This is a genomic window from Burkholderia sp. AU45251, assembly GCF_030482905.1.
Lineage (GTDB): Bacteria > Pseudomonadota > Gammaproteobacteria > Burkholderiales > Burkholderiaceae > Burkholderia > Burkholderia aenigmatica.
This window is the reverse complement of the sequence record NZ_JAUJQH010000001.1, coordinates 209,080-223,160: the sequence shown is the minus strand read 5'-3', so window position 1 is coordinate 223,160 and position 14,081 is coordinate 209,080. Positions and strand designations below refer to the sequence as shown.

The 14,081-nt window shown below is 66.7% G+C and carries 12 protein-coding genes; 7 read left to right on the top strand and 5 right to left on the bottom strand.

All coding sequences use genetic code 11. From position 1 onward, the window contains the following. Positions 1-4: 4 nt before the first annotated feature. Genes QZM67_RS00970 through QZM67_RS00960 form a run of 3 tightly spaced genes read right to left on the bottom strand, consistent with a single transcriptional unit; the run spans position 5 to position 2,785 of the window. Positions 5-1,318, bottom strand: a complete 1,314-nt coding sequence (locus QZM67_RS00970) for an aspartate aminotransferase family protein (protein WP_301800296.1) — start codon at positions 1,316-1,318, stop codon at positions 5-7. A gap of 46 nt (positions 1,319-1,364) precedes the next feature. Then, a complete protein-coding gene (locus QZM67_RS00965; RefSeq protein WP_205823124.1) occupies positions 1,365-2,126 on the bottom strand; it encodes an amino acid ABC transporter ATP-binding protein in 762 nt (253 codons plus the stop codon). Continuing rightward, entirely contained in the window at positions 2,123-2,785 is a 663-nt protein-coding gene (locus QZM67_RS00960) for an amino acid ABC transporter permease (RefSeq protein WP_043183487.1), read from the bottom strand. The genes QZM67_RS00965 and QZM67_RS00960 overlap by 4 nt, the downstream gene beginning before the upstream one ends. Positions 2,786-2,998: 213 nt before the next feature. Here QZM67_RS00960 and QZM67_RS00955 point away from each other — a divergent pair, with 213 nt between their 5' ends. Beyond that, positions 2,999-3,922, top strand: a complete 924-nt coding sequence (locus QZM67_RS00955) for a LysR family transcriptional regulator (protein ID WP_301800295.1) — start codon at positions 2,999-3,001, stop codon at positions 3,920-3,922. Between the two features lie 110 nt (positions 3,923-4,032). Here QZM67_RS00955 and QZM67_RS00950 read toward each other — a convergent pair whose 3' ends face one another. Further along, a complete protein-coding gene (locus QZM67_RS00950; RefSeq protein ID WP_301800294.1) occupies positions 4,033-5,448 on the bottom strand; it encodes an undecaprenyl-phosphate glucose phosphotransferase in 1,416 nt (471 codons plus the stop codon). Positions 5,449-5,450: 2 nt separating this feature from the next. After that, positions 5,451-6,239 (bottom strand): Crp/Fnr family transcriptional regulator, encoded by a 789-nt coding sequence (locus QZM67_RS00945; protein ID WP_175022194.1) that lies wholly within the window; start codon positions 6,237-6,239, stop codon positions 5,451-5,453. Positions 6,240-7,161: 922 nt separating this feature from the next. On the opposite strand from QZM67_RS00945, the gene QZM67_RS00940 reads away from it, so the two are divergent. From QZM67_RS00940 to QZM67_RS00915, 6 genes are all read left to right on the top strand, one after another. Further along, positions 7,162-7,944 carry a Crp/Fnr family transcriptional regulator gene (locus tag QZM67_RS00940; protein WP_043183483.1) on the top strand — a complete coding sequence of 261 codons (783 nt, stop codon included), beginning with the start codon at positions 7,162-7,164 and terminating at the stop codon, positions 7,942-7,944. A 182-nt stretch (positions 7,945-8,126) separates the two neighbouring features. Next, complete coding sequence (locus QZM67_RS00935) at positions 8,127-8,378, top strand: acyl carrier protein (protein ID WP_006490451.1); 252 nt, start codon at positions 8,127-8,129, stop codon at positions 8,376-8,378. Continuing rightward, positions 8,375-9,571 carry an acyl-CoA dehydrogenase family protein gene (locus tag QZM67_RS00930; protein WP_301800293.1) on the top strand — a complete coding sequence of 399 codons (1,197 nt, stop codon included), beginning with the start codon at positions 8,375-8,377 and terminating at the stop codon, positions 9,569-9,571. The genes QZM67_RS00935 and QZM67_RS00930 overlap by 4 nt, the downstream gene beginning before the upstream one ends. Beyond that, the gene (locus QZM67_RS00925) at positions 9,568-10,542 is read left to right on the top strand and encodes an amino acid--[acyl-carrier-protein] ligase (RefSeq protein WP_175022196.1); all 975 of its coding nucleotides are present in this window, start codon (positions 9,568-9,570) and stop codon (positions 10,540-10,542) included. The genes QZM67_RS00930 and QZM67_RS00925 overlap by 4 nt, the downstream gene beginning before the upstream one ends. Beyond that, complete coding sequence (locus QZM67_RS00920; RefSeq protein WP_043183477.1) at positions 10,539-11,597, top strand: DUF1839 family protein; 1,059 nt, start codon at positions 10,539-10,541, stop codon at positions 11,595-11,597. The genes QZM67_RS00925 and QZM67_RS00920 overlap by 4 nt, the downstream gene beginning before the upstream one ends. Then, positions 11,594-14,080 (top strand): glycoside hydrolase family 2 protein, encoded by a 2,487-nt coding sequence (locus QZM67_RS00915; protein ID WP_301800292.1) that lies wholly within the window; start codon positions 11,594-11,596, stop codon positions 14,078-14,080. Before QZM67_RS00920 ends, QZM67_RS00915 begins: the two co-directional genes overlap by 4 nt. Position 14,081 lies beyond the last annotated feature (1 nt).

Sequence of the window (14,081 nt, the reverse complement as noted above, 5' to 3'; positions counted from 1 at the left end):
TCCCTCATCGCCCGAGCGTCCGGAATGCCCGGTCGAGCCGCTCGACGATCTCGTCGCATTGCGCGCGCGTCGTGATCAGCGGCGGTGCGATCAGCGTATGGTCGCCGGTTTCGCCCATCAACGACTTGCGCGGGTAGACGATCACGCCCTGTTCACGCGCGGCACGCGTCACCTGCTCGCCGAACCGGAGCGCCGGGTCGAACGGGGTTTTCGCGTCGCGATCCGAGACATACTCGATCGCCTGCAGAAAGCCGCGTCCGCGCACGTCGCCGATGAAGTCGTGCCGCGTCGCGAGATCGTCGAGCAGGTTGCGCAGGTAGTCGCCGGTCACGGCCGCGTTCTCCACCAGCCCCTCGCGTTCGATCACGTCGATCACGGCCAGCGCCGTCGCGCTCGCGAGCGGATTGCCGGCGTAGGTATAACCGTGCTGGAATCCGCCCGACGCGAGGATCGGGTCGGTCAGCTCGGCCCGGGTGACGATCGCCGACGTCGGGTAGTACCCGGCGCCGAGCCCCTTCGCGACACACAGGATGTCGGCGTCGACGTTCCAGTGCTGAAAGCCGAACCAGCGCCCCGTGCGGCCGATGCCCGTCATCACTTCGTCAAGAATCAGCAGGATCCCGTGCCGCGAGCATATTTCGCGGATACGCGTGAAATACGCATCGTGCGGCACTTCGGCGCCCGTGCTCGCGCCGCCGATCGGCTCCGCGACGAAGGCGGCCACCCGTTCGGCACCGACTTCGCGAATCGCCGCGTCGAGTTCGTCCGCGCAATCGAGCGCATGCTGTTCCGCAGTCTTGCCGGCAGGCACGCGATACTGCGTCGGCGAAGCGACCTTCGGATAAAGCTGGATCATCGGCTCGAACGGCCGGGTAAGCGGCGTGTAGCTCGTCATCGCGAGCGCGCCCATCGTCGAGCCGTGATAGGACGGCTGACGCGCGATGAACACGCTGCGCGCCGGCTCGCCGCGGCATACCCAGTACTGGCGTGCGAGCTTCAATGCCGATTCGACGGACTCCGAGCCGCCGCTGGAGAAGAACACGCGATCGAAACGGCCGCCGGCGAGGCCGACGAGTTTCTCCGCGAGATCCACGGCAGGCCGGTTCTCGAACTGTGTGCGGTACGAGAACGCGACCTTGTCGAGCTGCGCGAGCATCGCGTCGCGGACAGCCGGATGGCCGTGTCCCAACTGGGCCACGATGGCGCCGGAACACGCATCGATGTGACGATTGCCGTCCGTGTCCCATGCATAGATGCCTTCGGCGCGCGCGATGGTCGGCAGCTGCACGGCAGACTGATAAAAGAGATGGTCGCTCATTGACGTCCTTTTCGGGTTGCGTAAGGTAATTCGAGGTCGCGCGCACTCACCGGATGTCGGCGAGGAACGCCTGGGTCCGTTCGTGCGACGGCCGATGAAAGATCTCGGACGGGCAGCCGTCCTCGACGATCCGGCCGTCGGCCATGAAGACGACGCGATCCGCCACGCGCTCCGCGAACCGCATCTCGTGCGTGACGACCATCATCGTCATGCCGGCCTTTGCCAGCCGCTCCATGACTGCCAGCACGCCGCCGACCATCTCGGGGTCGAGTGCCGACGTCGGCTCGTCGAACAGCATGGCGTCGGGCTTGAGGACCAGCGCCCGCGCAATCGCGACGCGCTGCTTCTGGCCACCGGACAGATTGCCGGGATACACATCCTGCTTGTCGAGCACGCCGACCTTGTCGAGCAGTTCCCTCGCTTCGTCGCGCGCCTGCGCGGCCGCCATGCCGAGCAGCTGCATCGGCGCGAGCGTCAGGTTTTCGAGCACGGTCAGGTGCGGGAACAGGTTGAAATGCTGAAACACCATGCCGACCTTCATCCGCATCGTATTCAGGTAACGCTCCTGGGCACCGTGTCCACGAGCGGGATCGTTGACGAGACTGCCGAGCACCCTCACCTCGCCCCGCGTCGGCGTCTCGAGATGATTCACGCAACGCAGCAGCGTGCTCTTTCCCGATCCGCTCGGCCCGATCAGCACGACCACCTCGCCCTTGCGGACCTCGAGTGATATGCCTTTCAACACCTCGAGCGCGCCATAGGTCTTGTGGATGTCACGCAGGACGATCTGCGGCTGGGCCCCGTTCATGCGCGACCTCCCTTCAGGATCAGACGCTGTTCGAGCTGGCGCAGCGCCATGCTCGTACCGGTGGTCAGCAATGCATAGATCATGGCGCAGGCGAAATAGAGTTCGAATGGCTTGAAGGTCGCGCCGACCAGTTGCTGCGTGCGCATGAACAGCTCCGCGAGCGTAATGGTCGACACGAGCGACGTGTCCTTGGTGAGAATGATCAGGTTGTTGCCGAGCGGCGGCACGATCAGCTTGAGCGCCTGGGGTAGCACGACGAGCCGCATCGTGCGCGCGGCGCCAAAGCCCAGCGACCGCGACGCCTCGATCTGCCCATGCGGAATGGCGAGGATGCCCGCCCGAATCGTCTCCGCGTTGTAGGCGCCGACGTTGAGCGCCAGACCGATCACGCCGGACGTGAACGGCGACAGCTCGATGCCGAACTGGGGCAGCCCGAAATAGATGATGAAGAGCTGCACGAGCAGCGGCGTCGAGCGGATCAGCCAGATGTAGGCGCTCGTGGCATCACGCAGCACACGATGGCGCGACAGTCGGCCGAGCGCGGCGCCAAGGCCGATGACCAGGCCGAATACGGTGGCGAGCAGTGTCAGCTCCACCGTCACGGCGGCCGCTTCGAACAGCATCGGCAGGTACTTGAACACGAGATGGAAATCGAACATGGCATGGCGGACAGCGCGCTGCGCGGCGGCGCAACGGCGCTGAAGGTGTCTCCGTAAGATGAGTGACCGATTTGATTCATCATCTGCCGACGGCTCGAAAGCCAATACAGCAAAAGGAACCGGCCTGTTGTTTGACTGGATCGCAGTCTCGCTTTGAATTATTTTTCGGTCAATATATGATCTTTTTTAATCAATTGATTGACCGGAGCGAACATGCGGAGCGACTTCAGCCTGCGCGACATCGAAATCTTCCATGCGATCGCCACGGCCGGCTCCACACGGCAAGCGGCCGTTCAGCTGGGCATCACGCAATCGGCAGTCAGTCATGCCCTCGCGAGGCTGGAGGACAGCCTGCGCATCCGGCTGTTCGCGCGCGAGAACCAGCGCCTGCAGATCTCGCCGGCCGGCCGCTACATGCTCGACGAGGCCGTGCAGTTGCTCGACCGGCTGAATCGCATCGAAGAGGAAATTTCGCTATTGCAGGACAACGGCGTCGCGTCGCTGCGCATCGGTTGCGCGCCGGGGCTGTGCCACAGCTTCGGGCCCCGGCTCGCGCAGCAGTATGCGCAGGCGCATGACGGCACAGGTGTCGCGCTCGACGTCGCCGCGAGCGGACGGCTCATCTCGGATGTGGAAGGCGGTCGCCTCGATCTCGCGATCGTGTCCTACGAGATCCACGAACCGGGCCTGATCTTCGTGCCGGTGTTCGGCGCGAAGATGGTCGCGCTGCTGACACGCAAAAACCGGCTTGCCGCGCGCAAGCTGCTGACCTACGACGATCTTGCCGATCAGCAGTACATCAAGCCGATCCAGTCCGACCATCTGATCTACGACGACTCAAGCGATCGCCGGCGGCTCGGCTACGAATTGCGCGTCAGCATGAGTTCGCTCGGCGAAGTCATCCGGCTCACCGACGGCGTCAGTCTGCTCAATGCGCTGACCGCGGCCGACCTGTGCGCGAACCGCGAGCTGGTTGCGCGTCCGTTCGATTCGAGTCAGTGGTTCAATTTCTACCTCGTTCATCAGCATGCGCTGAAGAACAATCCGGCCGTGCGCGACGTGCTCGACATCGCGCAAGCGTGCGTCAGGGATACCGCCGAGCGCTCGGCCTATCCCGACGCGTTCGCGATGCGCTGACGCGCGTTCCCGCCGCCGCGCGCCGCGATGTGGAGCACGGCACGCGTGATGGGCCAGCGCGATGGCACGCCGTACTCGAACTCGCCGCTGACGGAATGCCCGGCCGTCGGTCAGAACGCGTTGCGCCCGATGAAGCCGCGCACGACCGTCAACAGGATGATCTTGATGTCGAACCAGAAGCTCCAGTTCTGCATGTAGAACAGATCGAACTTCACGCGCGCTTCCATCGCCTCGACCTTGCGCGTCTCGCCACGATAGCCGTTCACCTGTGCCCATCCGGTGATGCCGGGCCGCACGCGATAGCGATACATGTAGCAGTCGATCAGTTGCCGGTAGAAATCGTCGTGTTCGATCGCATGCGGACGCGGGCCGACGACCGACATCTGCCCGAACAGCACGTTGAAGAACTGCGGCAGTTCGTCGAGCGACGTGCGCCGCAGGAACGCGCCGACGCGCGTGATGCGCGAATCGTTGCGCGACGCCTGCCGCACGACGCCAGGCTGGTCGCGATGCACGCGCATCGTCCGGAACTTCAGGATGTCGAACTCGCGGCCGTCGACGCCCTTGCGGCGCTGCCTGAACAGCACGGGCCCCGGCGACGACAGCTTGACCGCGATCGCCAGCATCGACAGCAGCGGCAGCAACGGAATCAGCACGCCGAACGCGAACAGCCGGTCGAACGCGAACTTCGCCCACAGCTCCGGCGCCGAGCGCGGCGTGGTCGCGAGATTGATCGCCGGCATGCCGAGCACGTCGGTCGCCGAGCGATCGACCACGGCCATCTGGCGCACGTCGGGCAGCAGCCGCAGTTCCACGAACTCGTCGCGCAACTCGCGGACGATGCGCTGGATCCGCCATTCGTGCGACATCGGCAGCGTGAGCCAGACCTCGTCGATCTCGCCGCCGCGAATCAGGTCGCGCAACGCGTTCCAGTCGTCGATCACCGGCACGCCGCCGATGCCGCCGGAAGCTGCCTGCGCATCGTCATCGAATACGCACACCGCCGCGAACGGGCCCTGCGGCGCAAGTTGCATCCGCTCGACCGCGACACGCCCGTACGCGGTTGCACCGACCACCGCGACACGGCGCTGCCGCGCGCGCGGGTCGTCGCGCGTCAGCGCGAGCGCCAGCAGCGCGGCGCGGCCGAGCAGCAGCGCGGCGTCGCCGGCCAGCACCGTACGCACGATCCAGCGTGTCGTGACCGTGCCGCCGCGGTTCATGATCCACGTCGCGGCGGTCACCGTCAGCACGCTGGCGCAGACGAGCGCCACCATCGTCTGCGTCAGCGCATGCGTGCCGCCTTGCGGCGCCACGCTGCCGCGCACGGTGCGCAGATAGCGCGGCAGCAATGCCACGGTCAGCACGCACAGCAGCGCGATCGCGCCGCGCTGCGCGTCGGACAGCTCGCGCCACGCGAGGCCCGACGCCGCCTGCGCCGCGAGCGCGCCTGCCAGCACGAGCACGACGTCGGTCGCCGCGATCGCGGCACGCCGTATCGCATTCGTTCCACCGGACCTCGACTGCATCGTCACGCACCATGCGCCGGGAACCCGCAACGCCCCTCCGGCATGCGGGGGCGAACCGGCGTCGGCGTCGGCCGCGCCGTCCCGCGCGTGCCGAGCAACCTGCGATAGTCGGCGCGAATCAGGTCGTAGCATTCACACGCGTGATGTTCGAGGCCGTCGCGGTCGAGCACCGTGATGCGGCCGCGGCGCTGCCGGATCAATCCGGCTTCCTGCAGGTTGCCGGCCGCTTCCGTCACGCCTTCGCGCCGTACGCCGAGCATGTTCGCGATCGTCTGCTGCGTGACGGCCAGTTCGTCGCCGTCGATGCGATCGTGCGCAAGCAGCAGCCAGCGGCTGAGCTGCTCGCTGACTGAGTGATGCCGGTTGCACAGCGCGCTGCGCGAAATCTGCGCCATCGTCGCCTGGCAGTAGTTCAGCAGCAGACGGTAGGTCGCCGGCGATCGCTCGAATTCGGCGCGCATCACGCAGCTCGGCACGCGATAGGCCATCCCGCCGATGCGCACCTCGACCCGGTGCGACACCGAGGCGCCGCCGGCCAGCGTGGCCAGCCCGACCACCCCCTCTCGGCCGATCTGCGCCACCTCGACCATCGCACCGTCCTCCATCAGGTGCTGCACCGACATCATTGCCGTCGTCGGGAAATGCACGTGGCGCATCGGCTCGCCGACCCGGTCGAGTGCCCCGGCCTTGACCCGGACCAGTTCAAGATGCGGCGCCATGGTGCGGATGCTGTCCTCCGGGAGGGCTGCGAGGATGGCATTCGCCGAGTAGCTCGAGTGAAGATGAAGCATGTCTGTATCCCTTTTATTGTCCGCACCGCCTGCTGCCGCGTGCACGGAACTCGTTATCGCGATGCGCGCCCGGACGTTCACAGCGGTTGCGGCCCACAACCCTGATTCCGACCGACCATCGGCTTGTCGCCGCCGGATCGAGTCGACCGTCCCGTTTCGACACGCCAGCCCGAATAAGCGATTTACGTGCCAATACATGCCCATCCTTAATATGTGAATCACGCCGGATTTAGATCGCCCGAATAATCGGCCAGAAAACAAAAAACCGTCTCATTTCCGGACACTCTTCCGGACCTTGGACACTGCACGCCATTTGACTGATCATTTCTTTTGCATCGAGCCGAGGCAACCAAACCGGCGCCGCGAGGCTTGTCGTTCATATACTTACAGTCTATTTTCAATTGTTTACATGACGTCCCCGACTACGCTCCGCGGAGACACCCCACCTCACACGGTCGTTTGAAACTGTCTCAAATTTGAATCGACGCACTAATTCAATACTCTGTGGCCTATCGCACACTTCGCATGCAACATACTGATTTTTAATAACATTATTGCGAGCACCATTTATTTGTCAAATAATGTTCAATGCCCGTCACGTACTCTCCCCACGCGATGCGCGCCGCCGCTCGATTGATTCACGGCTGACACCGAATGAATCGCCGCCGTCGCATTCTGTTTTCGGATGATTAATTCCGGCGAAATGAATCATTAAATCCGGATAACGTTTGCACTCAGGCAAAAATCGTCAAACTTTGTGAAATGACGCAATATGCAATTAATCTAATTCAATAGCGTGCTAGCCTTTTCGCCAGTACCGTCACTCCATTCATGACGAACACAAGTCCGCACGAGCGTGCGAATTCCCCTTTCCGGGGTATCGCCGCGACGACGCGCGACCGCCACCCTACGAGGATGCGCCGTGACTCACCAGGCCCCTGACGCCGTCGCGCACGCGAACGGCATGATCGAGCTTTCCCACAGCTTCGACGCGAACCGGTTTCTCGCGGCCATCGACCGCGACGAGCTCGCGACGCTGGCGCCCCACCTTCAACTCGTCCACCTGAAATCGGGGCAGGTGCTCTGCGAACCCGGCGAAATGCTCGCCGCGGTCTACCTGCCCGTCACGACCGCGATTTCGCTGCAGTACGTGTCGTCCGGTGGCATGACGCTGGAAGTGGCGGAGATCGGCAGCGAAAGCGTGGTATGCGACGACGTGATCGGCGGCAGCGGCCGGATGCCCTGCCGGGCCGTCGCCTGCCGCGACGGGTTCGTCTACCGGCTCGACCGGCGCATGTTCGCCGCCGCGTTCGATGCGTCGCCGGTGATCCGCCATCTCGTGTTCGTCTGCGTGCGGCTGCTGATGGCACAGGTCTCGCAGATCACGTTCTGCAGCCGCCATCACGTGCTCAAACATCAGTTATGCCGATGGTTCCTGCTGGCATACGACCGCACGCGCAGCATCGAGATCCAGGTGACGCACAGCATGCTGGCGCAGATGCTCGGCGTGCGGCGCGAGACGGTGACCGATGCGGCCGGCGAAATCCAGAAGCTGGGCCTGATCCGGCAATACCGGAGCTCGATCGAGCTCGCCGACCTCGACGGCCTCGAAAAAATGTCGTGCGGCTGCCGGGCGATCGTGCGCGACGAGATGAAGCGCATCCTGTCGGCCGACTCGGGTGTGCCGGCCGCATCGCGCACCTGACCGGCCCGCCTGTGCGGCGCGGCGCTTCGTTGCGCGGGGTTAGCTCGGGGTTAGCTGTTTGTAGGGTGGCGAACAGAACGCAGTGTCTGCCAATGGTCTACTGATGCCGGACTGCCGGGGGGACGTCAGCGCGTATCGCGCGTCTGCCCGAGCGGACGACACCACGCACGCCGGAGCAGCACGTGAAAAACGAAATCAGAACCATCCTGAAGCACGTCGCCCACCTCGAAGCCGCGATCGATTCGATCGGCGACGGGGACGACCTCTACGAAGCAGGCCTCTCGTCGCTCGACACGATCCAGCTGATGCTCGCGATCGAGAAGCAATTCAACATCGAGATTCCCGATGAGATGCTGAACCGCAACCTGTTCCGCAGCATCGATGCGCTCGCGGACACGATCGCCACGCTGCAACGCACCGAGCATTCCGCATGAGCGCGCCGCTTCCCGAACTCGCGGCCGACAGCGATTCGCGTCGGCTCGACGAGGCCGCGCATGCCGTCGCACAGATCGCCGCCCAGCACGCGGACGCGGTCGACCGCGACGCGCGCTGCCCCGTCGAGGCGATCGAGGCGATGCGCGCGCGCCGCCTGCTCGGCGCGATGGTGCCGACCCATCTGGGCGGCGCTGGCGCGTCGCTGGAAGACATCGTGTCGGCCTGCTCGATTCTCGGCCAGGCCTGCGCGTCGTCGGCAATGGTGTTCGCGATGCACCAGATCCAGGTCGCGTGCATCGTCAATCACGCAGCCGACCAGGGCTGGCACAAGCTGTTCCTGCAGCAGCTCGTGCGCCACCAGTGGCTGCTCGCATCGGCCACGTCGGAAGACGGCGTCGGCGGCAACCTGCGCGCGAGCCAGTGCGCGCTCGAAACCGACGGCGGCGAGTTCCGGCTGCGCAAATCCGCGCCGACGATCTCGTACGGCGACTATGCGGACGGCATCCTCGCGACCGCACGACGCGATGCGGACGCGCCGGCTTCCGAGCAGGTGCTCGTCACGCTGCTGCGCGACGGCTACACGCTCACCCGCCGCGGCGAATGGGACACGCTCGGGATGCGGGGCACCTGCAGCAACGGTTTCGAGCTCGACGCGCAAGGCGCCGCCGTCCAGTGCCTGCCGGTGCCGTTCGCGAAGATCGCCGAGGAAACGATGGTGCCGGTATCGCACATCCTGTGGGCCGCGGTATGGATCGGCGTGGCCGGCGACGCGTTCCATCGCGCCCACCAGTTCTTCCGCGCGCAGGCACGCCAGACCGACGGCGCACCGTCGCCCGCGTCGCGGCGCATTGCCGAATCGCTCGCGCTGATGCAGGCGATGCAGGCCCGCGTCGACAACGTGCTGCGCCTCCATGCGAATGCGACGGCGCGCTCGTGGTCGGCCGGCATGGCCTGGGCCGCCGAGATCAACACGCTGAAGACCTACGTGTCGACGACCGCGCTGGAAGTCGCGCACCAGGCCATGATGATCTGCGGGATGGCCGGCTACAAGCAAGGCACGCCGTTCAGCATCGGCCGCCACATTCGCGACCTGCACGCGGCGCCGCTGATGATCAACAACGACCGCATTGCCGCCAATACCTCGAACCTGCTGCTCGCGCTGCGTCCTGCGACGCTGGAGAAACATTCGTGAACGATCGCCTTGCCGTGCCCTCCTCCGCCTCCGCTCCCGCCGACGCGCCGCTCGACCGTGCGGGCGTCAACCCGCTGCGCGACGAACTGATCGATGCGGGCCTGCTGGTCTCGACCGGCATCCAGGGCCTGTTCGGCCGCAGCGAACGGTTCGAGCGCGTCGTCGAAGCGCTCGATGCGTTCGTCACGCGCATCGGCGCCGACCAGCAGGCGGAAGTGCTGCGCTTCCCGCCGGCGATGAGCCGCACCGAGTTCGAGCGCAGCGAATACATGAAGAGCTTCCCGCAGCTCGCGGGCAGCGTGCATGCGTTCTGCGGCGACGAGCGCCAGCACCAGCGCGTACTGCAGTGCCTCGATCGCGGCGACGACTGGACGGAAAGCCAGAAGCCGACCTACGTCGTGATGACGCCGGCCGCGTGCTACCCCGTCTATCCGGTCGTCGCGCGCGCGGGCGCGCTGCCGGCGGACGGGCGGATCGTCGACGTCTTCTCGTACTGCTTCCGCCACGAGCCGTCGCTCGATCCGACCCGGATGCAGCTGTTCCGGATGCGCGAATACGTGCGGATCGGCACGCCCGAGCAGATCGTGTCGTTCCGCGAGACGTGGATCGAACGCGGCACGCGGATGATCGAGGCGCTGCGCCTGCCCAACGCGATCGATCTCGCGAACGATCCGTTCTTCGGGCGCGGCGGCAAGATCGTCGCGAACAGCCAGCGCGAGCAGAACCTGAAGTTCGAGCTGCTGATCCCGATCGAGCACGACGGTCGCCAGACCGCCTGCCTGAGCTTCAACTACCACATGGATCATTTCGGCCTGCTGTGGGACATCCGCACCGCGACGGGCGACGTTGCGCACACGGGCTGCGTCGGCTTCGGCCTCGAACGGCTCACGCTCGCGCTGTTCCGCCATCACGGCTTCGACCTCGACGCATGGCCGCGCGAAGTCCGCGACGTGCTGTGGGGCACGCCATGAGATTCGTGTCCCGCGACGGCGAAGACGCGTCGTTCGAGGATGTGCGCCACCGCGCGCGCCACTACCGGCCGCATCCGCTGCACAGCCAGGAGATGGTCTGGAAACAGACCAACTGCTACGTCGACATGTGGCTCGAGGTGCTCCGGTGGTGGGGCTTCAATCCGTACGCGGCGCTGCCGTTCACGATTGCGCTCGACTTCGAGGGCGACCAGTTCACGTTCTTCAAGTTTCCGCACGACGAACTGGAGCGACTGTACGGCATCGTCGTGCAGGAGCACTCGATCTACGAACCGCTCGACCTGCACATCGAGACACAGGTCGCGCGCGGTCACCTGATGATCGTCGAAGTCGACGCGTGGTTCCTGCCCGATACGCGCGGCAGCAGCTACCGCACGCAGCACACGAAGACGACGATCGGCATCGATGCGATCGACCGCGCGAAGCGCCAGATCGGCTACTTCCACAACAGCGGCTATTACGTGGCCGAGGATTTCGACTACAACGGGCTCGTCGGCGGCAGTTCGCCGATGACGCTGCCGCCGTACGTCGAATGCGCGAAGCGGCGGTTTGCGCCGCTCGACGAGCGCGCGCTGTGCGAAACGTCGCTCGCCGCGCTGCAGCGCCACCTGCGGCGCCTGCCGGTGGTCGACCCGATCGCCGCGTTCCGGCGGCAGTTGCAGACCGACGCGCGGACGCTCGCCGACTCACCGCTCGAGCACTTCCATGCCTACTCGTTCAATTCGGTTCGGCAGCTCGGTGCGAATTTCGAACTGTTCGGCCACTACGCGCGCTGGCTGCAAGCCAGCGGCTGCGTCGGGCCGTTCGCCGAGATCCGCGCCGCGTGCGATCGCATTGCGTCCGAAGCGATGGTGCTGGAATTCCGGCTCGCGCGCGCCTGCGCGCGCGGCAAGGAGGAGCACGGCGACTCGACGCTCGAAGCGATCGAGGCCGCGTATGCGGATGTGGTCGCCTGCGCGCGGCAGATCGGCTTGCCGCTGCGGCACCTGACGCCCGTACACAGCGACACTGCGGCACCCGTGCCGGTCATGCGGTGACGCGCACGCGTGCCCTGCCCGCGTGGTCGATGCTGGCGACGGCCGCGGGCGCCGCACGGGAACCGCGCGACCTCCCGGCCGCCGGCGCCGACTGGATCCCGGCGACCGTGCCCGGCACGGTCGCGCAGTCGCTCGCGCTCGCCGGCCGGCTCGACGAGGCCGAATCGCTCGACGAGCGCGACCACTGGTACCGGATCGAACTGCGCGGACACGGGCCGCGCGTGCTGCGCTTTCACGGCCTTGCGACGCTCGCGCAAGCGTGGCTCGACGACACCCCGATCCTCCGCTCCGACAGCATGTTCGTCGCGCACGACGTATCCGTGTCGCTCGATGGCACGCACCGGCTGACCCTCTGTTTCCGCGCGCTCGCGCCGCACCTGCACGATACGCGCGCGCCGCGCCGCGCGCGCTGGCGCACGCGGCTCGCGGAGCCGGCGGCACTGCGCACGATCCGCACGTCGCTGTTCGGACACATGCCCGGCTGGTTTCCGCCGCATGTGCCGACCGGCCCGTGGCGGCCCGTGGACGTGCTCGATCCGGCCGACGGCCCCGTTCTCGTCGAATGCGACCTGCATGCGCGCATCGAAGGCGACACGGGCTGGCTCGACGCGGAACTGACGTTCGCCGCACCGCTGCCCGACGCGCTCGCGGCACGGCTGTCGTGCGGCAAGCACCACGCCACGCTCGAACGGGCCGGACCCGACCGTCTGCGCGCAAGCGTCGCGGTGCCCGGCGTGCGCCTCTGGTGGCCGCATACGCACGGCGAGCCGGTGCTGTACGACATTGCACTGCATATCGGTGACGAGCGGCGGCCGCTCGGCGCGACGGGTTTCCGCACGATCGAGGTCGACGCCGGCGCGGACGGCAAGGGTTTCGGGCTGCGCATCAACGGCGTGCCCGTGTTCGCGCGCGGCGCGTGCTGGAGCAGCGCCGCGCCGCTCGCGCTGCACGCGGACGACGCCACCTACGCCCGCCTGCTCGGGCTCGCGCGCGAAGCCGGCTTCAACATGATCCGCGTCGGCGGCACGATGGCCTACGAGGCCGATGCCTTTCACGCCTGGTGCGACCGGCTCGGGCTGCTGGTCTGGCAGGATTTCATGTTCGCGAACTTCGACTATGCGCTCGACGATCCCGCGTTCGCGGACAACGTCGATCGCGAGGCGCGGCAGTTCCTCTCGCGTCACGGCGCATCGCCGTCGCTTGCCGTACTGTGCGGCGGCAGCGAGATCGCGCAACAGGCCGCGATGTCCGGGCTCGGGCCGAAGCAGCGCTTCCTCGAGTTGACCGCCGACCGGCTGGCCGGCCTTGCGGCCGCACGCCGGCCCGACGTCCCGTACGTGCCCGATTCGCCCGACGGCGGCGTGCTGCCGTTCGCGCCGCGCGAACGCGTGTCGCACTACTACGGCGTCGGTGCGTACCTGCGCCCGCTCGACGACGCGCGCCGCGCGGACGTGCGCTTCGCGAGCGAATGCCTCGCGTTCTCGAACCTGCCGTGCGATGCGACGCTCGCCGAGCTCGGCTGGCCCGGCGTGCACGAGCCGCGCTGGAAGGCCGCCGTGCCGCGCGACCCCGGCACGTCGTGGGATTTCGAGGACGTTCGCGACCACTATCTGCAGACCCTCTACCACGTCGCACCCGACCGGCTGCGGCGCGAGGATCCGGCGCGCTACTTCGAGCTGTCGCGCGCGGTGATCGCAGACCTGATGCGCGACACGTTTTCCGAATGGCGTCGCACCGGCTCGCGCTGCGCCGGCGCGCTCGTCTGGCAATTCCTGGACGTGATGCCGGGTGCCGGCTGGGGCGTGATCGACGCCGCGCACCGGCCGAAATCGGCGTGGCATGCGTTGCGCCAGGTCCTGCAACCCGTGCAGGTACTGCTCGTCGACGAAGGCTTGAACGGGCTCGACGTACATGTCGTCAACGAGCGCCCCGCGCCGCTGTCGGCAACGCTCGAGCTGGTCGCGCTGCGCGACGGCCGCACGCCGGTCGCGCGGGCCGGCTGCCCGGTACGGATCGCGGCGCACGACACCGTGCGAATCGGCTCGGCCGAGTTGCTCGGCCGCTTCTTCGACTGGACCTATGCGTACCGCTTCGGGCCCTGCGAACACGACACCGTCGTCGCGACGCTACGCGCCGCCGACGACGGCATGCTGCTGTCTCAGGCGTTCCATTTCCCGTCCCGCACGCACCCTGCCGTGCTGGTTCGCCGCGAACTCGGGCTGGAGGCGTGCGTGTCGCGCACCGGCGACACGTGGCACGTCGACATCGACACACGGCACGTTGCACGCCATGTGCAGATCGATGCGCCGGGCTTCATGCCGCGCGACGACTGGTTCCATCTCGCGCCCGGCACGCCGGCGCGTGTCGTGCTCGTTCCGCTCGAAGTGGGCGGGAAGAACGGGGCCGCGGCCGATGGGCCGCCAGTGGTGGAAATCCGGGCCGTGAACGCCGCACGCACGGTGCGCGCCACGCAGGCCGGTTGAC

Coding starts and splice junctions, on each gene's coding strand:
- QZM67_RS00945 (WP_175022194.1), bottom strand. CDS start 6,239: ATGCTTCATCTTCACTCGAGCTACTCGGCGAATGCCATCCTCGCAGCC.
- QZM67_RS00950 (WP_301800294.1), bottom strand. CDS start 5,448: ATGCAGTCGAGGTCCGGTGGAACGAATGCGATACGGCGTGCCGCGATC.
- QZM67_RS00930 (WP_301800293.1), top strand. CDS start 8,375: ATGAGCGCGCCGCTTCCCGAACTCGCGGCCGACAGCGATTCGCGTCGG.
- QZM67_RS00920 (WP_043183477.1), top strand. CDS start 10,539: ATGAGATTCGTGTCCCGCGACGGCGAAGACGCGTCGTTCGAGGATGTG.
- QZM67_RS00965 (WP_205823124.1), bottom strand. CDS start 2,126: ATGAACGGGGCCCAGCCGCAGATCGTCCTGCGTGACATCCACAAGACC.
- QZM67_RS00955 (WP_301800295.1), top strand. CDS start 2,999: ATGCGGAGCGACTTCAGCCTGCGCGACATCGAAATCTTCCATGCGATC.
- QZM67_RS00960 (WP_043183487.1), bottom strand. CDS start 2,785: ATGTTCGATTTCCATCTCGTGTTCAAGTACCTGCCGATGCTGTTCGAA.
- QZM67_RS00970 (WP_301800296.1), bottom strand. CDS start 1,318: ATGAGCGACCATCTCTTTTATCAGTCTGCCGTGCAGCTGCCGACCATC.